Annotated in this window: 18 protein-coding genes, 1 tRNA gene and 1 pseudogene; 8 read left to right on the top strand and 12 right to left on the bottom strand. The window is 61.5% G+C overall.

Annotation, left to right across the window (positions count from 1 at the left end):
- Positions 1 to 1,197 precede the first annotated feature (1,197 nt).
- Together purT and RBRH_RS09330 are read left to right on the top strand one after the other, a co-directional pair.
- The gene (gene purT / locus RBRH_RS09335) at positions 1,198 to 2,430 is read left to right on the top strand and encodes a formate-dependent phosphoribosylglycinamide formyltransferase (protein WP_013435965.1); all 1,233 of its coding nucleotides are present in this window, start codon (positions 1,198 to 1,200) and stop codon (positions 2,428 to 2,430) included.
- A 351-nt stretch (positions 2,431 to 2,781) separates the two neighbouring features.
- Positions 2,782 to 4,290, top strand: a complete 1,509-nt coding sequence (locus tag RBRH_RS09330; RefSeq protein WP_083813519.1) for a DEAD/DEAH box helicase — start codon at positions 2,782 to 2,784, stop codon at positions 4,288 to 4,290.
- A gap of 5 nt (positions 4,291 to 4,295) precedes the next feature.
- On the opposite strand, the gene gluQRS is transcribed toward RBRH_RS09330, so the two are convergent.
- Both gluQRS and RBRH_RS09320 read right to left on the bottom strand, forming a co-directional pair.
- Positions 4,296 to 5,210: a tRNA glutamyl-Q(34) synthetase GluQRS gene (gene gluQRS / locus RBRH_RS09325; RefSeq protein ID WP_013435962.1), complete on the bottom strand. Its 915-nt coding sequence runs from the start codon at positions 5,208 to 5,210 to the stop codon at positions 4,296 to 4,298.
- Between the two features lie 67 nt (positions 5,211 to 5,277).
- Positions 5,278 to 6,159: a sulfurtransferase gene (locus tag RBRH_RS09320; RefSeq protein WP_013435961.1), complete on the bottom strand. Its 882-nt coding sequence runs from the start codon at positions 6,157 to 6,159 to the stop codon at positions 5,278 to 5,280.
- Positions 6,160 to 6,478: 319 nt separating this feature from the next.
- On the opposite strand from RBRH_RS09320, the gene dnaE reads away from it, so the two are divergent.
- A complete protein-coding gene (dnaE, locus tag RBRH_RS09315) occupies positions 6,479 to 10,075 on the top strand; it encodes a DNA polymerase III subunit alpha (RefSeq protein WP_013435959.1) in 3,597 nt (1,198 codons plus the stop codon).
- On the top strand, positions 10,005 to 11,879 hold the full coding sequence (msbA, locus tag RBRH_RS09310; RefSeq protein WP_013435958.1) for a lipid A export permease/ATP-binding protein MsbA: 1,875 nt from the start codon (positions 10,005 to 10,007) through the stop codon (positions 11,877 to 11,879). The genes dnaE and msbA overlap by 71 nt, the downstream gene beginning before the upstream one ends.
- A gap of 231 nt (positions 11,880 to 12,110) precedes the next feature.
- Here msbA and RBRH_RS09305 read toward each other — a convergent pair whose 3' ends face one another.
- Together RBRH_RS09305 and abiEi are read right to left on the bottom strand one after the other, a co-directional pair.
- Positions 12,111 to 13,022: a nucleotidyl transferase AbiEii/AbiGii toxin family protein gene (locus RBRH_RS09305; RefSeq protein ID WP_157864489.1), complete on the bottom strand. Its 912-nt coding sequence runs from the start codon at positions 13,020 to 13,022 to the stop codon at positions 12,111 to 12,113.
- Positions 13,000 to 13,548 (bottom strand): type IV toxin-antitoxin system AbiEi family antitoxin, encoded by a 549-nt coding sequence (abiEi, locus tag RBRH_RS09300; protein WP_013435956.1) that lies wholly within the window; start codon positions 13,546 to 13,548, stop codon positions 13,000 to 13,002. The genes RBRH_RS09305 and abiEi overlap by 23 nt, the downstream gene beginning before the upstream one ends.
- A 181-nt stretch (positions 13,549 to 13,729) precedes the next feature.
- Here abiEi and RBRH_RS19000 point away from each other — a divergent pair, with 181 nt between their 5' ends.
- The 3 genes from RBRH_RS19000 (at position 13,730) to RBRH_RS09290 (ending at position 14,613) form a co-directional block, all read left to right on the top strand.
- Positions 13,730 to 13,885 (top strand): hypothetical protein, encoded by a 156-nt coding sequence (locus tag RBRH_RS19000; protein WP_157864417.1) that lies wholly within the window; start codon positions 13,730 to 13,732, stop codon positions 13,883 to 13,885.
- 156 nt (positions 13,886 to 14,041) lie between these two features.
- Positions 14,042 to 14,329 (top strand): CopG family ribbon-helix-helix protein, encoded by a 288-nt coding sequence (locus RBRH_RS09295; protein ID WP_013435953.1) that lies wholly within the window; start codon positions 14,042 to 14,044, stop codon positions 14,327 to 14,329.
- Between the two features lie 26 nt (positions 14,330 to 14,355).
- Positions 14,356 to 14,613 carry a type II toxin-antitoxin system RelE/ParE family toxin gene (locus RBRH_RS09290; RefSeq protein ID WP_013435952.1) on the top strand — a complete coding sequence of 86 codons (258 nt, stop codon included), beginning with the start codon at positions 14,356 to 14,358 and terminating at the stop codon, positions 14,611 to 14,613.
- A gap of 152 nt (positions 14,614 to 14,765) precedes the next feature.
- Here the strand turns inward: RBRH_RS09290 and RBRH_RS09285 are convergent, their stop codons facing one another.
- Together RBRH_RS09285 and RBRH_RS09280 are read right to left on the bottom strand one after the other, a co-directional pair.
- On the bottom strand, positions 14,766 to 16,031 hold the full coding sequence (locus tag RBRH_RS09285) for an IS256 family transposase (RefSeq protein WP_013435951.1): 1,266 nt from the start codon (positions 16,029 to 16,031) through the stop codon (positions 14,766 to 14,768).
- Between the two features lie 84 nt (positions 16,032 to 16,115).
- Positions 16,116 to 16,345: pseudogene (locus RBRH_RS09280) on the bottom strand (transposase); the annotation flags it as partial.
- A 108-nt stretch (positions 16,346 to 16,453) separates the two neighbouring features.
- Here RBRH_RS09280 and RBRH_RS18995 point away from each other — a divergent pair.
- Positions 16,454 to 16,861, top strand: a complete 408-nt coding sequence (locus RBRH_RS18995) for a transposase (RefSeq protein WP_162145554.1) — start codon at positions 16,454 to 16,456, stop codon at positions 16,859 to 16,861.
- A gap of 254 nt (positions 16,862 to 17,115) precedes the next feature.
- Here RBRH_RS18995 and RBRH_RS09270 read toward each other — a convergent pair.
- From RBRH_RS09270 to rsfS, 6 genes are all read right to left on the bottom strand, one after another.
- Positions 17,116 to 17,192: transfer RNA gene (locus RBRH_RS09270), tRNA-Met, on the bottom strand.
- Positions 17,193 to 17,337: 145 nt separating this feature from the next.
- A complete protein-coding gene (locus tag RBRH_RS17350) occupies positions 17,338 to 17,589 on the bottom strand; it encodes a cysteine-rich CWC family protein (protein ID WP_013435947.1) in 252 nt (83 codons plus the stop codon).
- A 99-nt stretch (positions 17,590 to 17,688) separates the two neighbouring features.
- On the bottom strand, positions 17,689 to 19,158 hold the full coding sequence (rng, locus tag RBRH_RS09265; RefSeq protein ID WP_013435946.1) for a ribonuclease G: 1,470 nt from the start codon (positions 19,156 to 19,158) through the stop codon (positions 17,689 to 17,691).
- Positions 19,159 to 19,161: 3 nt separating this feature from the next.
- Positions 19,162 to 19,875: a Maf family protein gene (locus RBRH_RS09260; RefSeq protein WP_083813518.1), complete on the bottom strand. Its 714-nt coding sequence runs from the start codon at positions 19,873 to 19,875 to the stop codon at positions 19,162 to 19,164.
- A 70-nt stretch (positions 19,876 to 19,945) separates the two neighbouring features.
- Entirely contained in the window at positions 19,946 to 20,416 is a 471-nt protein-coding gene (gene rlmH / locus RBRH_RS09255) for a 23S rRNA (pseudouridine(1915)-N(3))-methyltransferase RlmH (protein WP_013435944.1), read from the bottom strand.
- A gap of 37 nt (positions 20,417 to 20,453) precedes the next feature.
- The gene (gene rsfS / locus RBRH_RS09250) at positions 20,454 to 20,849 is read right to left on the bottom strand and encodes a ribosome silencing factor (RefSeq protein ID WP_013435943.1); all 396 of its coding nucleotides are present in this window, start codon (positions 20,847 to 20,849) and stop codon (positions 20,454 to 20,456) included.
- Position 20,850: the final 1 nt, after the last annotated feature.

Genomic DNA, 20,850 nt, shown 5'->3' with positions numbered 1-20,850 from the left:
GTGTGCGCGACGGCGCTTGCCGGGGAGCGGGCGCGGCGGGGGCGCCGCCGCGCGGCGTCGTGCGGCGCGCTTCGTTACCGTCGAGCACGGCCGTGCGCAGGACGGTGCGTGAATGGGCCGCGTACGGGGGCACGGCCAGCCGCACCGGTGAGGCCGGCATCGTCGCGCGTAGGGTTCCCCCTGTCTGCAGCGGTGCGTTCCTGCCGCGTGAAAGAACCTTCGAGGCGCCGTGCGCGGGGGCAGCGTACGGCGCCGGGGTGGCCACTGGCGACACCGCGGGTGGCGACGTGGCGGCGGGCGACGCAATCGTCGGCCCGCGGCCGTGGTCATGAAGGCTTACCGATGGGCCCGCCGACTCAAACCGGGCGTTCGGTGACGGGCCCGTGAAACCGCGTGTCATGCCTAGGTGCTTCGGCACGCGGCGCGCGTCGGGCCAGTGGGATGCGCACGCACGCTTGCCACGCGTATCGTTCGGGCCAAAACCGCCGTTGCTGGGCACGCGAAAATAAATTTCGCGCGGACCATGCGTTTCGTCGCCGCCGGTGGGGCGATGTGTCGGACTTTCGTGTCGTTCGTCGCGCGACGTGCGGCGTGTGCCGATACCGATGCCTAGGCCGAAAGTACGGTCCAGGTACGCGAAGCATTGTGGCCATTGGGTGCCAAACAGCCACGGCAGCGCGGCAATCCACAACAGCGTGAACACGACGATCGACGCGGGTGTGCCCAGCAGCGCGGCCAGGCTCGCAGCGCTTGTACGGCCGATCGTGTCGTACGCGGCATGCGTGGCGAGCCGCGCCTCCAGCGCGCTGCTGGCGACCAAGACGACGACGGTGCCGAGCCACAGGCGGATCGTCCCGGGCCCTTGCAGGCCGGCGCCACCCGGCCACAGCGCACGCGCGAGTCGCCACGTGAAGACGATGAGCCAGGCTGTGGAAAATCCGAATCCGCCGAGAACCACGCTGAGCATGCTTGAATAGAATCAGTCAGAGAGAGTAGGTGCCGCACTGCCGGACGACGATCGCGAACCAAAGAGCAAGTTTAACTGCTCGATGTGAATGCCGTGGCGACCACCGGTCCTGACCGCGTACCGATGGCCGATGCAACCTGCGTGTGCGGCGGGTATTGCGCGAAGGGGCAGCATGTTAACATCGCCGGCCATGCCGCACTACCGGTCTTGGCTACATCAAAGGAGAATCCATGTCCGTCAGTTCGTTTCATCACCGGCGTTTCGGCACGCCATTGTCGCCGGGCGCGACCCGTGTGATGCTGCTCGGGGCCGGTGAGTTGGGCAAAGAGGTGATCATCGCGTTGCAGCGGCTCGGGGTCGAGGTGATTGCAGTTGATCGCTATGCCGATGCCCCCGGCCACCAGGTCGCGCATCGTGCGTACGTGGTGGACATGGCCGATGGCCGCGCGCTTCGCGCACTGGTCGAACAGGAGCGCCCGCATCTGATCGTGCCCGAAATCGAGGCGATTGCCACCGACGAGCTTGCCGCAATCGAAGCCCAGGGACTGGCTGAGGTGATCCCCACCGCACGCGCGACGCAATTGACAATGAATCGCGAAGGCATTCGTCGCCTGGCCGCCGAGCAACTGCAATTGCCGACTTCGCCCTACGCGTTTGCGGACTCGCTCGACGCGCTGCGAGCCGCGATCGACGCCGGTATTGGCTACCCGTGCGTGGTCAAGCCCGTCATGTCGTCCTCCGGCAAAGGCCAGTCCGTGCTCAGGAGCGCTGCAGACATTGAGCGGGCCTGGCATTGCGCGATGTCGGGCGGGCGCGTGCATCACGGCCGGGTGATCGTCGAGGGCTTCGTGCAATTCGACTATGAGATCACGCTGCTCACCGTGCGAGCCACCGATCCGGCAAGCGGTGGGATCGCGACGTATTTCTGTGAGCCGGTGGGCCACCTGCAAGTAGACGGGGACTACGTCGAATCATGGCAACCGCAGCCCATGAGCCCGCTTGCGCTCGAGCGGGCGCGTGAGGTCGCTCAGCGGATGACGGCCGCTCTGGGTGGGCGTGGGCTGTTTGGGGTCGAGCTATTCGTCCGTGGCGATCAGATCTGGTTTTCCGAGGTCAGCCCGCGTCCACACGATACCGGGCTCGTAACGCTGGCCACGCAGCGCTTTTCCGAATTCGAACTGCATGCACGCGCGATCCTTGGCTTGCCGGTGGACCCCGCGTTGCGCTCGCCCGGGGCGTCGGCAGTGATCTATGGCGGTCGCGACGAAAAAGGCATTGGCTTTGACGGTGTTGCCGATGCGCTGGCGGTGCCGGGCGCGGACCTGCGGCTATTCGGCAAGCCGCAGAGCTTTGTCAAGCGCCGCATGGGTGTGGCGTTGGCGGTGGCGTCGAGCGTCGATGAAGCCCGCGAGCGCGCACGCACGGCGGCCAGCCGTATCAAACCGGTGAGTGGCGGTGTATGATCGAGCCGGGCACGAACGGTGACACTCCAGGACGGTGACATTCCCTGGTAGCGGCTATTCAAATCGCGGTTGGTATACTGTGTGGGCTCGCGCTGGCGGGCCAGAGTATCGTGCCGCTGGTTATTGTGCCGTTGATCGGCCACGTGGCCGCGGCGCCGGCTGACGCGTGCGTGGACGTATCCGCTACGCGATCGAGGACATGACCGAATTGCGCCTGAGGGTGATACGTAATGCATGCGCCCTGTCGCGCCGAATCCGGCCGTGGCCGCGCAAAGTGCTACAATTTAAGGCTATTTCCGGTATTTCATTAGGGGCAGCCGCGCACGCGGCCGCTTGAGCGAACGCCCACACATGTCAGATTCAGCCATTACCTCACGTTCCGTCCCGACTGACGCGGGGGCTTGCGGTGCTACGGCAAGCGCCGCCGCCTCCAGTTCCGCGCCAGCTGCCGCCCCGTTGTCATTCGACGGGTTCGGCCTTGCCGCGCCGATTCTTCAGGCGATAGGCGAACAGGGCTACACGAAACCGACGCCGATTCAGGCGCAGGCGATCCCCATCGTGCTGGCCGGACGCGACGTCATGGGTGCGGCGCAGACCGGCACCGGCAAGACGGCCAGCTTCTCGCTACCGATCATCCAGCGTTTGTTGCCGCTCGCCAGTACCAGTGCGTCTCCTGCGCGTCACCCGGTGCGGGCGTTGATTCTGACGCCTACACGCGAGCTTGCGGACCAGGTGGCGGCCAATGTGCATGCGTACGCCAAGCATACCGCGCTACGCAGCGCGGTCGTGTTCGGCGGCGTCGATATGAATCCGCAAACGGCTGAATTGCGCCGTGGGGTCGAGATCCTGATCGCGACGCCCGGCCGGCTGCTCGATCATGTGCAGCAAAAGAGCACGTCACTGGCACAGGTGCAGATGCTCGTGCTCGACGAGGCCGACCGGATGCTCGACATGGGCTTTTTGCCCGATTTGCAGCGGATCCTGAATCTGCTGCCGAGCCAAAGGCAGACGTTGCTGTTTTCTGCGACATTCTCTGCCGAAATCAAGAAGCTTGCGTCGACTTACTTGCGCGATCCGGTCACGATCGAGGTGGCCCGTAGTAATTCGACGGCGTCGAACGTGCGGCAAATCGTCTTCGAGGTGGCCGAGCCGGACAAGCAGGCAGCGGTCGTGCAGCTGATTCGTCAGCGCGAGTTGAAGCAGGTGATCGTTTTTTGCAACAGCAAGATCGGTGCGAGCCGGCTTGCAAAGCAACTTGAGCGCGATGGCGTGGTGGCCACCGCAATCCATGGTGACCGTTCGCAAAGCGAGCGGATGCAGGCGTTGGATGCGTTCAAGCGCGGCGAGATCGAGGCCTTGGTGGCGACCGACGTGGCCGCGCGCGGCCTGGATATCGCGGAGTTGCCGGCGGTGATCAATTTCGACTTGCCGTTCAATGCGGAAGATTATGTGCACCGGATCGGGCGCACGGGTCGTGCCGGAGCATCCGGCGACGCGCTGTCGTTGTTTAGTGGCAACGAGCGTAAGCAACTAGCGGACATCGAAAAACTGATCAAGCGGGCGTTGACCATCGAGCCGCTCGAGCTGGACCGGCCGGCCCGTCAAGGCCGCTCGCGTTATCATGACGATCGCGGCGATAGCCGTCGCGATCGTCATGCACACGTCGCTGACCGGGTGCGCGCGTCAATGCGTGACGCCCAGCCGGCCGACGATTTCTTCACGAAGCCGTACGAGCCGTCGCCTTCGGCCCGCCAGACGTCGGAACGCGCGGAATCGAGCCCATCAGACGACAAGAAGACGCCGAAGCGACCGCTAGCTGCGCTGCTGGGCGGCTTCGGCATGCCACGCCGGAATTCGTGACAGTGTTACGCGCGCGTCGCCAGGCGCGCGCGCCAAGCGGGCACGGCCTCGCGATAGAACGCCTCCAGCGTCTTGCATCGCTGCGGTGCCAACGCGAGCCCGAGATGCGACGCCGCAGCCAATAGCGCGTTGAGCGGCCGGTCGATGTCGATCGGTGGTGCGCCGGTTTGCTTGCTCAATTTCTCGCCCTGCGCATTGACGACCACGGGCACGTGCAGATAAGCGGGCGTCGGATAGCCGAGGCAGCGCTGTAAGTAGATTTGCCGCGCGGTGGAATCAAGCAGGTCTGCGCCGCGCACGACGTCGGTAATCCGTTGCTGCGCGTCGTCGACGACCACCGCGAGCTGGTAGGCCCAGAGTCCATCCGCGCGCCTCATCACGAAGTCGCCGACCTCGGTGGCGAGATCCTGCCGCTGCGCATGCTGCCAGCGGTCGTCGAAGACGACCACCGCATTCTCTCCGTCCGGCACCCGGATGCGCCACGCACGCGCTGGCTTGCCGTGCAATCCGCTTCGGCATGTTCCCGGGTAGGCGAGTGTCGTGTGCCGAACGTGCGCGCGCAGCAGCGAATCGGCGATTTCCTTGCGTGTGCATCCGCATGGATAAATCAGGCCCGCTGTATCCAACTGAGTGAGCGCTTGCTGGTACAGCGCGGTGCGAGTGCTTTGCCATACTGGCGTTTCGTCGCAGTGCATGCCGAGCCGGTGTAGCGTCTTCAAGATGTGTTCTGCTGCGCCGGGCACCGTGCGCGGTATATCGACGTCCTCTATCCTGACCAGCCACGTGCCGTCATGCGCACGCGCGTCTAGGTAGCTCGCCAGCGCGCTGACCAGCGAGCCTTGATGCAGCGGGCCGCTCGGGGACGGCGCAAAACGGCCGCGATAGCGGCGTGGCGACGCGGCCCCCGTTATCATCTGCATCGCAAAGCGTTTTTTATGTCACGACCAGTGAGCAAGCCGCGCCCGTCGCGACCCGACCGGGCGGGCATCATGTGGCGATCTGTGCCGATGTCTCGGATGACGGGCGCGCATCGTTTGCGCAGTGCGGGCACTGTTCGCCGGCGATATAAAGCGGCGATTGTTGTTCGGTCGGGGTGACGACCGCGCGGCACGCGAAGCACTGCACAGTGCCAGTCGGTTCGAGTTGCGGGTTAAGTGCCGTTCGATGATCGAACACGAAGCAGTCGCCATGGTAGTGAGCGCCGCCTACTTCCTCGAAGTACTTCAGGATACCGCCATCGAGCTGGTACACGCTGTCGATGCCGATGTTGTGCATGTGAATTGCGGCTTTCTCGCAGCGGATGCCGCCGGTGCAGAACGACACGACGGTCTTGCCTGCCAGCGCGTCTCGATGCGACGCGACGGCATCCGGAAACTCGCTGAATTTCGTCAGCCGATAGTCGATCGCGTTGTCGAATGTGCCCACGTCGACTTCGAACGCATTGCGCGTGTCGAGCATCACCACGGGACGGCCGGCGTCGTCGCGCCCGTGATCGAGCCATTGCTTCAGGGTGCGCGCATCGATCGCCGGCGCGCGGCCGGCTTCGGGCCGTATCGCTGGCGACTTCATTGTGATGATTTCACGCTTGAGTCTGACCAGCATGCGTCGGAACGGTTGCTTGTCCGACAGGCTTTGCTTGAACGGCAAATCCGCGAACTTACCGCCGAACATCGGATCGGTGCGCAGGTAGTCGATGAACGTGTCGGTTGCCTCGCGGCTGCCGGCGATGAACAGGTTGATGCCCTCGGGCGCGAGCAGGATCGTGCCGCGCAGCGCCAGCGCGTCGCATCGCTGTCGCAGCACCGGACGCCACGTGTCGATCGCGTCCAGCGAAATAAATTTGTAAGCGGCAAGGTTGACGATACTCATGGTGTGCTGCTCTTGGCGAAAACAGAAATCAATGTGGCCGTGCGGCGACCGTGGGCAGGAGGGTACTTGGGCCGCGCGTCGACCGGGATGGCACCGGCGTCATAGGGTTGTACGTCATAGGGTTGTATTATCGCCGATCCGTCGCCCAGACCGCATCGGCCGGTTGGCCAGCGAGCGCTCGCGCTTATTCACATAGGCCGTCTCGCTCACATAAGCCGTCTTGCTGACTGGGCCGCCTGGTGCAGGCCGGTATGCTGTCGTGAGGGCCGGCGCTGCGGCATGACGGCCGGCGTCGCTCCCCGCAAGGTAAAATACCCGTATGTCTGATCCACGCTTCGTCCATCTGCGCGTTCACTCCGAGTTTTCCATTGCCGACGGCATCGTGCGTCTTGACGACGCGGTCGAGCGGGCAGCGGAAGACGGGCAAGGTGCGCTTGCACTGACCGATCTCGCCAACGCGTTCGGTCTGGTGCGTTTTTACAAGGCGGCTCGTGCGCACGGCGTCAAGCCGATCGTCGGTGCCGACGTCTGGGTCTCGAATCCCGACGATCGCGACAAGCCGGCACGGCTGCTGTTGCTCGTCAAGGACCGGCGTGGCTATCTCAACCTGTGCGAGTTGCTCAGCCGCGCGTGGTTGACGAACCAGTACCGCGGCCGGGCCGAGGTAGATTGCCAGTGGCTCGAAACGGGTCTTGCCGAAGGCCTGCTGGCGTTGTCCGGTGCGCAACACGGTGACATCGGCATCGCGCTGGCCGCGGGCAATGTGCAGGCGGCCACACGCCATGCACAGCGTTGGGCAGCGATTTTCCCGAATGCGTTTTACATCGAGCTGCAGCGGATGCGGCAACCGGGTGTCGAAGCTTATGTGCAGCAGGCGGTGGAGCTTGCTGCGCAGTTGAAGCTGCCCGTAGTAGCGACGCATCCGGTGCAGTTCATGACGCCGGAGGACTTCACCGCGCACGAAGCGCGTGTGTGTATCTCCGAAGGCGACATACTCGCCAACCCGAGACGCGCGAAGCGGTTTTCGACGGACCAGTACTTTTTCACGCAACAGCAGATGGGCGAGCTGTTTGCCGATATCCCGTCGGCGCTGGCCAACACAGTGGAAATCGCCAAGCGCTGCAACCTGACGCTCGAATTGGGCAAGCCCAAGCTGCCGTTGTTCCCGACACCGGACGGGATGTCGCTGGACGATTACCTGGTTCAATTGTCCAAGACTGGACTCGAGCAGCGCCTCGAGCAGCTGTTTCCGGACGCGACGCAACGTAACGCGCGGCGCCAGACGTATCAAGAGCGGCTGGCGTTCGAATGCGACACCATCATCAAGATGGGTTTTCCGGGGTACTTCCTGATCGTCGCGGACTTCATCAACTGGGCCAAGAACAATGGGGTGCCGGTGGGGCCGGGACGGGGGTCGGGCGCCGGTTCGCTGGTGGCATTCGCGCTCGGGATCACGGATCTGGATCCGTTGCGCTACAACCTGCTGTTCGAGCGATTCCTTAATCCCGAGCGTGTCTCGATGCCGGACTTCGACATCGACTTCTGCCAGGATGGCCGCGATCGCGTGATCCAGTATGTGAAGAGCAAGTATGGTGCCGATGCGGTGTCGCAGATCGCCACGTTTGGCACGATGGCAGCAAAGGCCGCGGTGCGCGATATTGGCCGCGTGCTGGACTTGGGCTACAACTTCACCGATGGTGTCGCGAAGCTGATTCCGTTCAAACCCGGCAAGCATGTGACCATTGCCGACGCGATGAAGGAGGAGCCGCAGCTGCAGGAGCGATTCGACAACGAGGACGAGGTGCGCCAGTTGCTCGAACTCGCGCAACGCGTCGAAGGGTTGACGCGCAACGTCGGCATGCACGCCGGTGGCGTGCTGATTGCGCCGGGCAAGCTTACTGATTTTTGTCCGCTGTACACGCAGGGTGACGACGGTGGCGTCGTCAGTCAGTACGACAAGGACGACGTCGAGGCCGTCGGGCTCGTCAAGTTCGACTTTCTCGGATTGACCACGCTCACGATTCTTGACTGGGCCGAGCGGTATATCCGGCGACTGGATCCGTCCAAGCAGGACTGGTCGCTCGCGCAGGTGCCGCTGGACGACCCCGCGTCGTTCACAATCCTGAAGAACGCCAATACGGTGGCGGTGTTCCAGTTGGAAAGCCGCGGCATGCAAGGCATGCTCAAGGATGCGCAGCCCGACCGCTTCGAGGACATCATCGCGCTGGTTGCGTTGTACCGGCCGGGCCCGATGGATCTGATTCCGAGCTTTTGTGCACGTAAGCATGGGCGGGAAATGGTCGAATATCCGGATCCCCGCGTCGAACCTATCCTGAAGGAGACCTATGGCATCATGGTCTATCAGGAGCAGGTGATGCAGATGGCGCAGATCATCGGCGGCTATTCACTCGGCGGCGCGGACTTGCTGCGTCGCGCGATGGGCAAGAAAAAGCCCGAGGAGATGGCCAAGCATCGCGAGTTGTTCCGTGAAGGAGCGGCCAAGAATGGCTTGAGCGCGGAAAAGGCCGACGAGATCTTCGACTTGATGGAGAAGTTCGCCGGCTACGGCTTCAACAAGTCGCACGCGGCGGCGTACGCGCTGCTCGCGTATTACACCGCTTGGCTCAAGGTGCATCATCCGGCCGAATTCATGGCGGCCAATATGTCGCTCGCGATGGATGACACCGACAAGGTGAAGATCCTTTTTGAGGACTGCATCGCGAACCATCTGGCGGTGCTGCCGCCGGACATCAATCAGTCGGCCTACCGCTTTGAGCCGGTGGCCGATGCGCCGGGCAAGCGCTCGAAGACGATCCGTTACGGCCTTGGCGCGATCAAGGGTAGTGGGCAGAACGCGATCGAGGAAATCCTACGGGCTCGTGAGTCGCAGCCGTTCAGCGACCTGTTCGACTTTTGCGAGCGCGTTGATCGCCGCATTGTGAATCGCCGCACGATCGAGGCGCTGATCCGGGCCGGCGCATTCGATTCGCTGCACGAGAACCGGGCGCAACTACTCGCGTCGGTGCCGCTGGCAATGGAGGCGGCTGAGCAGGCGAGCGCCAATGCGCTGCAGGGCGGCCTATTCGACATGCCCGATGGCTCGAGCGGCCATCAGCATGAGTTGGTCGACGAGCCGGCGTGGACCGAGAAGCGCAAGCTGCAGGAGGAGAAAGCGGCGCTTGGCTTCTATATTTCCGGGCATTTGTTCGACGCATACAAGGACGAAGTGCGACGCTTCGTGCGCCAGAAAATCGGGGAGTTGAAGGAAGGGCGCGACAAGGTGATCGCCGGCGTGATTACCGCGATGCGCACGCAGATGACGCAACGCGGCAAGATGCTAGTCGCGGTGCTCGATGATGGCACTGGCCAGTGCGAGGTCACGGTCTTCAACGAGATCTACGACGCGAACCGCCCGATCTTCAAGGAAGACGAACTGCTGGTCGTGCAGGGACAGGCGCGCAACGACAGCTTTACCGGCGGCATTCGCTTTACCGTGGACATCGTCATGGATCTGGAGCGCGCACGCCGCCGCTATGCGGACTCGCTACTGCTGTCGGTCAATGGCAATGCGGATCCGAGGCGGTTGCGTGATTTGCTCGAACCGCACCGGCTGGCGGCGACCCCGCAGTCCGAACAGATGCCGGTGGCTGCCGGCACGTCGGGCCGGGCGCGCCATGCCGGTGGCCCACCGCGTGGCCCGGCGGGCGAAGGCAGCAACGGGCGTCGCAACGGCGACGTGCGTGGCGGCCCAGAGCCGGGCGGCTTGCGGGTCAGAATCCGCTACCAGGGCGTTGGCGCGCAATGCGACTCGACGCTGGGCGACGCGTGGCGCGTGAGGCCCAGCGATGACCTTCTCAACCTGCTACGTGCCGAATTCAGCGCGGGCGCTGTCGAGATCCAGTATCCGCAGCGCTGACACCACCGAAAGGATTGATTTGACTACACCTGAGAACAGCGTGGCCAGTAGCGTGGCCAAGCCCGTCGCGCACGTCGATGTACTGGCCCGCATCGGCCGGATCGTGCGGCCGTACTGGTGGGCTGTCGTGCTCGCGATCGTATCGATGGGGCTGGTGGCGGCGGCCGAGGCGGGCATTCCGGCGTTGCTCAAACCGTTGATCGACAAGGGTTTCGGCACGAAGGACCCGGGTTCGTCGGTTCGCTGGTATGTTCCGGTGGCGATCATCGGGCTCGCGCTGGGTCGCGGGCTTGCACAGTACGCGTCTGGCTACCTATTATCCTACGTGCTGAACCGCGCTTTGTTGGACCTGCGGTTGCAGATGTTCCAGACAATGCTGCGCGCACCGGCCGCTTTTTTCCAACGTGAAACGGCCAGCACGATCATCAATGCGATCGTGTTCGAGGTGAACCAGGTGCTCAACGTGTTGACAAACGTGCTAGTCACGCTCGTGCGCGATTCGTTGACGGTGGTGTTCCTGCTCGGCTATCTGTTCTACCTGAATTGGCGGTTGACGTTAATCGTTGCGGTGATCCTGCCGGCGATCGGCTGGCTGGTCAGCAAGATCAACCGGCGCTTGCGCCGGCTCAATCGTGAGCAGCAAATGCTGACCAACCAGCTGTCGTACATCGTCGAGGAGACGGTCGGCGGCTACAAGGTCGTCAAGGTGCACAACGGCGAACCGTACGAAATGGGCCGCTTCACGCATATGAGCCGGCGCTTGCGTGGCTATGCAATGCGGGTGGCAATTTCCGGCGGCCTGGCTCAGCCGCTGACGCAGTTCCTCGCATCGATCGCTTTGGCCGTGGTGATTACAATTGCCGTGATCCAATCGGCGAACGACCAAACGACGGTCGGCGGATTCGTCGCGTTCGTCACGTCGATGCTGCTCGTGATTTCGCCGTTGAAGCACTTGATCGACGTCAACCAGCCGTTGACGCGCGGCATGACGGCCGCCGAGCTGATTTTTGGCCTGATTGACGAGCCGGTGGAGAACGCCGGCGGCGAACAGAAACTTGATCGTGCGACCGGCAGTGTCGAATTCGACCATGTGAGCTTCGACTATGGGGCCACGGAGCGGCCGACACTCGACGACATTTCGTTGAAGATTGCGCCGGGTGAGATGGTGGCGCTGGCCGGGCCATCCGGCAGCGGCAAGACCACGCTGGTGAACCTATTGCCCCGCTTCTTCGATCCGACTGCCGGGCGCGTGTTGATCGACGGCGTGCCGCTGCCCGAGTATCGATTGCCGGACCTGCGCAAGCAGATCGCATTCGTCAGTCAGGATGTCGTGCTGTTCAACGATACGATCGCGGCCAACGTCGCCTATGGGCAGCCTGTGGAGCGCGATCGCGTCGATGCCGCGCTACGCGCAGCCAGTCTCACGGACGCGGTTGCGTTGATGCCGGCGGGGATCGATACGCTGGTTGGCGACAATGGCATGCGATTGTCTGGCGGACAGCGGCAACGGCTCGCGATTGCACGCGCGATCTACAAGGATGCGCCGATTTTGATCCTCGATGAAGCGACGTCGGCACTCGATTCGGAGTCGGAGCGCCATGTGCAAGCGGCGCTCGAAGTACTGATGCGTGGACGGACCACGCTGGTGATTGCGCACCGACTGTCGACGATTGAACGCGCTGATCGTATCCTTGTGCTCGATGGCGGTCGGATCGTCGAGGAGGGGACGCACGCGGAGCTGTTGCGCCGCGACGGTCTGTATGCGAACCTACATCGGATTCAGTACCAACAGGGGGCGGCGTAGCGGTGCGTGCTATGCAGTGAGGTTGCCCCCGAAAAACGCATCCCTTGTTAAGCATTTAAACTCAAGCAAGAAGCGTCAAGAAGACGAGCAAGACGACGCGGGCGCGCTACACGCTCGAATTTAAGCTGGAGGCGGCGCGGTTGGTCAAAGCCGGTCAGCGCATGCGGCGGTGCTGCGACGTTGGACGTGCCGGCGCAGTCGATTTTTCAACTGGGCTCGGGTGTCATTGCATCATGGGCGAGGCTGGGGCGAATTATCATCCGCGAGATCTGCCGCAAGCACGGCTGAGCCTAGCGCTTTGGCTCGTCGGAAGAAGCCACTGACAAGTGCGGCATTACGTAGCTGTGCTGCAACTCCGGCATCGACGAATCGGCTCATTTCCTTGTGAAAGGCGGAAGCTGCAACTGGGTCGTCAAGCTGGTTCAGCTTGCGTTGGAGCGCTTTTTTGAAATCGTCTTCGGCCCAACCGTAGTCAAGCAGCTTTCTGCCGATCAAGTCCATGTCTGGAGCGACCTGCCGGTCTGTCAAGTATTTGATGTCCCAAATATCACGCGCCTTGAGGAACGGGCGGGCACCCAGCGCGAGAAGTTTGTCGGCCAGTATTTCGTTCGGAGTCTCCGCGGTGATGATCAGTTGACGATGCGGTGCTGGTAGGTGAGGGTAGTTCGCCGCGATGGATACCAAATCTGCATCGTGGGCAGGAACACTGGCAACCTCGATATTGATGATCTGGTTTTGCGGTACGCTGGGATCGATTTGCGGGATATGTACTTTGGCGCTCCACCGAGTGACATTGACTCCGTCTGACGGCGGCTTTTCTTTCGGAGCCTTAATTTCGATCTGTAGCCCGTACGCATCGGCAATTTCCTTTTGCAAGAGCTCGGCGAAGGGAGCCATCAACCGTGGATCGAAATTGTCACCGCCTGCAAAATCTAGATCCTCCGAATACCGCGTGCCCTGGTAGCAGAGGCGCAGCGCGGTACCGCCCTGAAACGTGAGCGCCGCTGCTGCGCCGCTTTGCAAGAGAGCGTAAAGAATCTCGTAGTGCAGAATCTCCTTCATGATGGTATTGGTGGGCACCTTGCGATCGTTGGCATACTGGCCCGCAAGGGCCAAAAGATCAGTGCGTGTGCGTAGGAGCATTCTGGTTTCCATGAAGGGTGACTAGATCGAGATTGCGCCCGACGCGTTTCAAGTCGCGCAGTGCGCGGGCCGGGGTCGCGACGGCAAGTTCGCGTCGAGCGTCGAATATGAGATCACTGCGCAGCTTGTCGGGGCGTTGCGCGGTGTGGACAAACTCCAATGTTCCATAGGGCGTTTCAAACGTTTGGCTGCGGCCAGTGGTCATCATGGTGAGTCGAGAGGGAATCTGGGAGATCCAGCCCGCTTCAGAGAGCGCCGACTCTAGGCTGAGATAGTTGAAATCCCAAGGCCGCAGGAACGGCACCAGAGCGTTCAATGCATCGGGTGGCATTGACCTCGCACGAGGGTTCACATAGAGGCCGCGTGCGACATGCGTAATCAGTCCGGCACGCTCGTGGCGTGCGAGCGCCTTGAGCATAGCGCGTTCGTTCTCCGGGAATAGGAGACGGAGCGTGTTTAACGAATACGCCCAAATCCCTGCCTTGTCCCACCGGTCCATGGCCGTGATCAGTTCTCGAACAAGCATTTGATGATTTACAGAAACTGAACATTTATGGACAGTATATGTTTAGTAACACAGGCATGGCAAGACGGCTTGAACGGCAAGATAACAATGTTCACGTTACGCTAATGTCGGCAACTCGGTGCTGGCTGGCCGATTCACATCGAGAAAGGGGCGCGACGAAACTTGCCGCACTGAGATTGCGATGAGGCAACCTCGGTATCTGGCCCGGCGCCGACGCATCACCAAAAAGCGCGCGTTGTCCACACTTGGCGCAGCCGGGAAAATCCGTTCGAGCATACGTGGCCTGTATTCCGGCGCGCAGCTGCGCCGGCCTTCAACGCAAAACATCGAAGAGTGACAATTACTCGGCAGTGACATCATCCCGTGAGGCAACATGCACGTAAAAAATTTTTAAGTCAATGCGCCGGAGAACATTGCCGCTGGATGGTGCTTTTCCATTACCACAAGATTGTGTTACAACGTAATTAAAAAGTAATACAGGAGAGAGAGGGGCATGAGCGAGGCAACCTTTACTTTTCGAGTCGATGAGACGCTAAAAAACGAATTTTCGACGGCGGCCAGAGGCCAAGATCGTACCGGCGCGCAACTGTTACGCGATTTCATGCGAGATTACGTGCGTCAGCAGAAGGAGGCGTCGGAGTATGACGCTTGGTTGCGTGCCAAGGTGCAAAAGTCCCAGACTTCAGCGGATGCCGGTAATCTGATTCCGGCCGCCGAGGTTGAAGCCAAGTTCGCGGCTCGGCGCGCCGCGGCACGTCGCCGTATCGAAGCGGCTAAGTGATGGAGTTATTTTAGACGCCGGAGGCAATGCAGGATCGTGAAGCGATCTATGGTTACATTGAAGCGGATAACCCGGTCGCCGCATTGGCCATCGATGAATTGTTTTCGGAAAAAGCCGCACTTTTAATCGAACACCCCAGTCTGGGCCGGCTTGGTCGCGCTGTCGGCACCCGTGAGCTAGTAGCACATCGGAATTACATTGTGGTTTATGATGTGGCCGGCGACAGGGTGCGGGTGTTGAACGTCGTGCACGTTGCTCGTCAATGGCCTCCAGTTTGGGAATAGGCGCCGAGCGTGCGCAAAGCGTAGTCACTGCAGATCGCCAACAGTGCGCGCCATTATTGAGTTAAAGTGTCGGGTTAATCGATGTGGTTTTAAGTTATCCCAGGCACACGGAGGTGTCAGAAATTTTGTGTGCTGAGGTCGGTTAAAAAATCTCAGCTGATGGCGCAAGTGAATCGTTCGCCGAACAGGATCGCGAACTGATTGGCGGCTTGCTGCCAGGTGATAGGTGGCATCTTCCAGTCCTTTTCGATGTTGCGCAAGGCCAGATACAGTAGTTTGCTGGCCGCTTCGTCGCTTGGGAAGTGGCCGCGGTTCTTGACGATCTTGCGCAACTGCATGTGCATGCTCTCGATAGCGTTTGTCGTATATACGATTCGACGCACCTGGGGCGGATAGGCGAAAAAGGGTATGACCTGTTCCCATTGGCGCTGCCACATGGCCGCGACGGTAGGGAATTTGCGGCCCCATTCGCTGTGCGCAAAAGCGTCGAGCGCCGCTGCCGCTGCCTCGGCCGTGGCGGCCTGATAGATCGGCTTGATCGCGGCAGCCAGAGGCTTGCGCTCTTTCCAGCTGGCCAGCTTCAGCGAATTGCGGATCAGATGAACAATGCAGGTCTGGATTTGCGCAGCCGGGTACACCGCCTCGATCGCTTCAGCAAAGCCGCGCAAACCATCGACCACCGCGATCAGGATGTCGTGCAAGCCGCGGTTCTTCAACTCGTTGAACACCTTCAGCCAGAACTTGGCGCCTTCGGTTTGCTCGATCCACAAACCCAGCACTTGCTTGCGGCCGTCGGCCCCGATGCCCAGCGCCAGGTACACCGCCTTGTTCTTGACCGTGCCTTCGTCGCGGATCTTCAATCGAAGCGCGTCAAAATACACGATCGGATACATCGCCTCGAGTGGTCGCTGTTGCCACTGCTCGACCTCGGCCAGTACTTCGTCGGTGACGCTCGAAATCAGATCGGGCGACACCTGAAGGCCATACAGTTCCCGCAAATGGCCTTGAATCTCGCGCACGCTCATGCCGCGCGCATACAGGCTAATGACGTGATCGTCAAAACCGGGCAGCCGGCGCTGATATTTACCCACCAGCTGTGGCTCGAACCTGGCCTGCCGATCACGGGGGATAGCCAACTTCAGTTCGCCGCTGGGCGTGATCACCGTCTTGGGGCTGCTCCCATTGCGATGATTGCCATCCTTACCTTGCTCGACTTCGCTTTCCAGATGGTGCGTCAGTTCCGCCGCGAGCATGCGCTCAGCCAGTTGCTTCTTCAGTTGCCCGGCTAAGCCCGATTCGCCCAGAATCGACTCGGCATCCTTGCTTTGCACCTGCGCCAGCAGTTGGTCAATCAGTTCATCGGGAAACAGCTTCGGCGCCTTCGCATTCTTACTCTTGGTCACGGTTGCATCGGTCATAGAACGTTATTTCCGTTATCGTCTCATGACCTCGGCACACTAAAATTCTGACAGGCTCAGGCACACTAAAAATCTGACAGGCTCGTCCTGCAACATGGCTTTGTTCAGCAACAGGTCTGCCATCAGCCGCTTAAGCTTCGCGTTCTCCTCTTCAAATTGCTTCAACTAACGTAGCTCCGATGGGCCAAGGCTGCCAGTTGTAAAACGTCGCATCGCTGATGCCAATCTTGCGGCACCACTTCTGCCACCGGCATGCCCAGCTTTGCCTGCTTCAACGCAAATGCAATCAGTCCTTCAGTGACAAGTTCCCGGATACACGCAGAGTACCGACGACGCGTTGAGAGCCTGCCGTGTAGTGGCCATCGCGTCACGCGCTCAGCGGTGCCGCAGGCACTCGATTGGTGCAGCGCCTTGGCATCTGCATGAGCAGAGAAACAATTCTTCGTTTGCTCAAGAGCCATGGCCAGAAGCAAATCGCCACGACATCGCCGCCGACCCTGGTTGGCATCGACGACTGGGCATTCAAACGCGGTCATCTCTACGGTACCCTACTGGTCGATCTGGAGAAACGCCGGCCAATGGATCTGCTGCCAGAGCGCAATGCAATGACGGTGGCGAGTTGGCTAAGCGGCTATTGCGCAGTCCAGTTGGTGTCACGCGATCGCGCTGGCGTCTATGCCGAAGGCATTACTCGTGACGCGCCGCAAGCCATACAAGTGGCCGACAGGTGGCATCTGTTGAAGAATCTTGGAGACGCCATTGAGCGCGCGTTGAGCCGACGAGGCGATGCTGGGATAATGCGCCAACCGAAAGTATTCGCAGCTCGCTGAAGGCTACACGTGTGCAGGGTTGGCACCTCGCGACGCGGCGTGTCGCAATGGATGAAGTGGTCGATTAACGCCACTTTAACAACGCGCATCCACTACACTCGGCGCGTGGTTACGTCAGCCCCACGATATCTGAGAAGAACGGGTTCGCGGCTCAACAAAATGCAGCCGCATTATTTCTTCAGTTAAGGGATTCGACAAACAGATGTTATGAAGGCGCAGATTCGATGCGGAACCGGCCTTTTTGCGAAGAATTTTGGTTGCGGGGGTAGGATTTGAACCTACGACCTTCGGGTTATGAGCCCGACGAGCTGCCAGACTGCTCCACCCCGCGTCTGGAAAGAAAAGAATTATAGCGGGAACCAACGTGTAGGTCAAACGTTTATGGTGACCAATGTGCATACCACTGTGACGGCGCTTGAACCCGGGCCGTATCAGGACGGGTGCGGGGCCGTATTAGGTTTGAGCGCGTGGCCGTCTCAGGAAGCCTCTGAGCCGGTGTAGTCTCTGCTGTGACAGACCGGGTTCACGCGGTTTGCCCCGTCCAGCGCGGTGGCGTCGACCGGCATGCGTGCCAGCTTGCTCACCAAGCAGCTAGCGCACAGGCAGCCCTGCTCGGGATCCAGCGCGCGGGCAGGCAACGGTGGAAAGTTCGCGCACCAGCAGGGGCGACTGGGATCGGCCGCCCCGCAATCGAATGCTTCGCCGCAGCACGAGCACCGTTGCCCCATTTTCCTTCTCCCATTCAGTTCATCGACACCTGGCTTGGACCCGTTCAAGCAGTTCGCGGGCTCATGCTACAGTTGCATTTCCGGTGAAGCCAGGTGCCCCTACATCAACACGATGTCGTACTGCTCCTGGCTCAAATTCGACTCGACCTGCAACGACACGGGCTTGCCGATAAAATCACACAGCATCGCCAGATGCTGCGACTCTTCCTCGAGAAACAGGTCGATGACCTGCTGCGCTGCCACGACGCGGAACTCGCGGGGGTTGAACTGCCTGGATTCGCGCAGAATCTCCCGCAGGATGTCGTAGCACACCGTGCGCGCAGTCTTGACCTGCCCTTTGCCCTGGCATACTGGGCACAGTTCGCACAGGACATGGGCTAGCGATTCCCGGGTGCGCTTGCGCGTCATCTCCACCAGACCCAGTTGCGAGAAGCCGTTGACAGTGACGCGTGTGCGGTCTCGGCTGAGCGCCTTTTTTAGCTCGCCAAGCACCGCGTCGCGATGCTCGGCATTCTCCATGTCGATGAAGTCGATGATGATGATGCCGCCCAGATTGCGCAGTCGCAATTGCCGAGCAATCGTATGAGCGGCCTCCAGGTTGGTCTTGAAGATCGTGTCGTCGAAGTTGCGCGCGCCGACGTAACCTCCCGTGTTGACGTCGATCGTGGTCATGGCTTCGGTCTGGTCGATCATCAGGTAGCCGCCGGACTTCAAATCGACGCGGCGCGACAGCGCGCGCAGGATCTCAGCTTCAATGTTATACAGGTCGAACAGCGGGCGCTCGCCGGTATAGTGGTGGAGCTTGGAGGCGACCGCCGGCGTGAACTCATTGGCGAACTCGACGAGCATCTGCGATGTCTCGCGCGAATCGACCTGGATCCGCGTGGTGTCGTCGTTGACGAAGTCGCGCAATACGCGCTGCGCCAGGTTGAGATCCTGGTACAGCAGGGTTGTCGGCGGCATCCGTGTTGCCTGTGCCTGGATCGTGGCCCACGTCTTGCGCAGATAGGCGACATCGTTCGACAGGGCCTCGCTGGACGCATCCTCGGCGATCGTGCGCACGATGTAGCCGCCTCTTTCGTCCACTGGGAGCACCGACGTGAGTCGGGCGCGGACCGCTTCGCGTTCCACCTCGCTCTCGATCTTCTGCGAGATGCCGATATGGGGCTCCTGCGGCAGATAGACGAGTGTTCGGCCAGCGATGCTGATCTGGGTGGACAGGCGTGCGCCCTTGGTGCCGATCGGATCCTTGACCACTTGGACCATCAACGTTTGCCCTTCAAAGACAATCTTCTCGATCGGCTGCTGCGGTGCACTGACTGCCGCATCGGGTGCCAGCCGCGGATGCCAGATATCGGCCACGTGCAGAAACGCGGCGCGCTCCAGCCCGATGTCGACGAACGCCGACTGCATGCCGGGCAGCACGCGCACGACCTTGCCGAGATAGATGTTGCCGACGCGGCCGCGCGACAGCGTTCTCTCGATATGAAGCTCCTGTACTGCGCCTTGCTGGACGATCGCGACGCGGGTTTCCTGCGGGGTGACGTTGATCAGAATTTCTTCGTTCATGATTTATTGGAACGCCACGCGGGCCGCGCGTAGCAGCGCGGTAGTCTCGAAAAGGGGCAGGCCCATGATACCTGAATAGGACCCGTCGATTCGCTCGACAAACTCGGCTGCGCGGCCTTGGATGCCGTAGGCGCCTGCCTTGCCGAAGGGCTCGCCGCTGCGCGCATAGCGCGCCAGCGATGCGTCGTCCACCGCGGCAAACCACACCCGCGACACGGACAGTGCGCTGGTGACAGTGGCATCGGCGCCGACCAGTGCAACGGCGGTCAATACCCGATGTGCGCGGCCGGCTAGGCGCTTGAGCATCTGCAACGCGTGATCGACGTCGCTCGGTTTGCCGAGGATTTCGTCATCGAGCGCCACAGTGGTGTCGGCTACAAGAATCGGCGCCGGCGCTGTATCGTGTTGTCGGGCTAGCAGTCGGTTCCGGCGTGCGCCAGCGGCCGTTGCCTTGGCCAGCGTCACACGTACCACGTAGTCCTGCGCAGATTCGCCTGGCCGTTCGGCTTCCAGTGCCTCGGCATCTTCGTGCTCTTGCGCGAGCAGCAACTCGAAGCGCACGCCGATCTGCTCCAGCAGCGCTCGACGGCGGGGACTTTGCGACGCAAGATAAATAAACGAATGGCGCGGCGTGGCAGGGCAGGCGTCGTTGGCGCCGGATGCCTCGTGTGTCGACAGGCTGGACGCTGCCGGATCGAGCGATGATGGAATGGACATGATCACCTGAACGGGAAGGGCCGTGCCGCTCACCGGCGTGGCGGGCAAGCGGGCACGTCGGGCGGTACCGTTACGCCCGATGATAAGGATGATTTTGCGTGATGCTCCACGCGCGGTAAAGCTGCTCTGCCAGCAGCACGCGGACCATGGCGTGGGGCAGCGTCAGGCTGGAGAGCCGCAGCAGTAGATCGGCCTGTGCCTTGATGGCCGGATCCAACCCATCCGCGCCGCCGATGACAAAAGCCACATCGCGGCCGTCCTGCTGCCAGCGCGGCAGGTGTTGTGCCAACTGCATTGTGGTCCAGTCCAGGCCATGCTCATCCAACGCAACAAGTCGCGCGCCCTTGGGCAATGCCGCCTCGATGCGCGTACGCTCGGCCGCCATCACGCTCGTTGCGGCGCGTGCCGATGCCCGCTGTTCCGGCTTGATCTCGCGCAGTTCGATGCGCAGTTCAGGCGGCATGCGCTTCGCGTATTCGTCAAAGCCGCGCGCAACCCAGTCCGGCATTCGGTGTCCGACTGCGACAATGTGGAGCTTCATGCCGATGACTCGGGCGCGGCTGCCGCCGCCCTACACGTCACGTCGCCAGGCCCGGCGCGACTGGGCCACTGCCTTGCGGGCCGGCCTGGCCGCCGAGCTTCACGTGCACCGGCTTGTCCCCCCAGATTTCCTCGAGTCGATAGTATTGGCGCAGTGCAGGTTGCATGATGTGCACGACCGCGTCGCCGCAGTCGACCAGCACCCATTCGCCGGTGTCCTCGCCTTCGGTGCTGACGATGTCACCGCCGCTCGCTTTGACCTTTTCGCGCACATTGTTGGCCAACGCCTTGGTTTGCCGGTTCGATGTGCCGCTTGCAACGACCACGCGGTCGAATAGCTCGGTCAGATGACTGGTGTTGAAGACGCGGATGTCCTGCGCCTTGACGTCCTCGAGTGCGTCGATGATAACGCGTTGCAATGTGCGGATATCCATG

This window comes from Mycetohabitans rhizoxinica HKI 454, assembly GCF_000198775.1.
Classification (GTDB): domain Bacteria; phylum Pseudomonadota; class Gammaproteobacteria; order Burkholderiales; family Burkholderiaceae; genus Mycetohabitans; species Mycetohabitans rhizoxinica.
The sequence above is the reverse complement of the archived record's forward strand: the minus strand, read 5'-3'. Positions and strand labels throughout refer to the sequence as shown.

Coding starts and splice junctions, on each gene's coding strand:
- RBRH_RS09320 (WP_013435961.1), bottom strand. CDS start 6,159: ATGAGTATCGTCAACCTTGCCGCTTACAAATTTATTTCGCTGGACGCG.
- RBRH_RS09330 (WP_083813519.1), top strand. CDS start 2,782: ATGTCAGATTCAGCCATTACCTCACGTTCCGTCCCGACTGACGCGGGG.
- gluQRS (WP_013435962.1), bottom strand. CDS start 5,210: ATGCAGATGATAACGGGGGCCGCGTCGCCACGCCGCTATCGCGGCCGT.
- RBRH_RS19000 (WP_157864417.1), top strand. CDS start 13,730: ATGAGGCAACCTCGGTATCTGGCCCGGCGCCGACGCATCACCAAAAAG.
- RBRH_RS09290 (WP_013435952.1), top strand. CDS start 14,356: ATGCAGGATCGTGAAGCGATCTATGGTTACATTGAAGCGGATAACCCG.
- rsfS (WP_013435943.1), bottom strand. CDS start 20,849: ATGGATATCCGCACATTGCAACGCGTTATCATCGACGCACTCGAGGAC.
- RBRH_RS17350 (WP_013435947.1), bottom strand. CDS start 17,589: ATGGGGCAACGGTGCTCGTGCTGCGGCGAAGCATTCGATTGCGGGGCG.
- RBRH_RS09295 (WP_013435953.1), top strand. CDS start 14,042: ATGAGCGAGGCAACCTTTACTTTTCGAGTCGATGAGACGCTAAAAAAC.
- rlmH (WP_013435944.1), bottom strand. CDS start 20,416: ATGAAGCTCCACATTGTCGCAGTCGGACACCGAATGCCGGACTGGGTT.
- abiEi (WP_013435956.1), bottom strand. CDS start 13,548: ATGCTTGTTCGAGAACTGATCACGGCCATGGACCGGTGGGACAAGGCA.
- rng (WP_013435946.1), bottom strand. CDS start 19,158: ATGAACGAAGAAATTCTGATCAACGTCACCCCGCAGGAAACCCGCGTC.
- RBRH_RS09305 (WP_157864489.1), bottom strand. CDS start 13,022: ATGCTCCTACGCACACGCACTGATCTTTTGGCCCTTGCGGGCCAGTAT.
- dnaE (WP_013435959.1), top strand. CDS start 6,479: ATGTCTGATCCACGCTTCGTCCATCTGCGCGTTCACTCCGAGTTTTCC.
- RBRH_RS09260 (WP_083813518.1), bottom strand. CDS start 19,875: ATGTCCATTCCATCATCGCTCGATCCGGCAGCGTCCAGCCTGTCGACA.
- RBRH_RS09285 (WP_013435951.1), bottom strand. CDS start 16,031: ATGACCGATGCAACCGTGACCAAGAGTAAGAATGCGAAGGCGCCGAAG.
- RBRH_RS18995 (WP_162145554.1), top strand. CDS start 16,454: ATGAGCAGAGAAACAATTCTTCGTTTGCTCAAGAGCCATGGCCAGAAG.
- purT (WP_013435965.1), top strand. CDS start 1,198: ATGTCCGTCAGTTCGTTTCATCACCGGCGTTTCGGCACGCCATTGTCG.
- msbA (WP_013435958.1), top strand. CDS start 10,005: ATGACCTTCTCAACCTGCTACGTGCCGAATTCAGCGCGGGCGCTGTCG.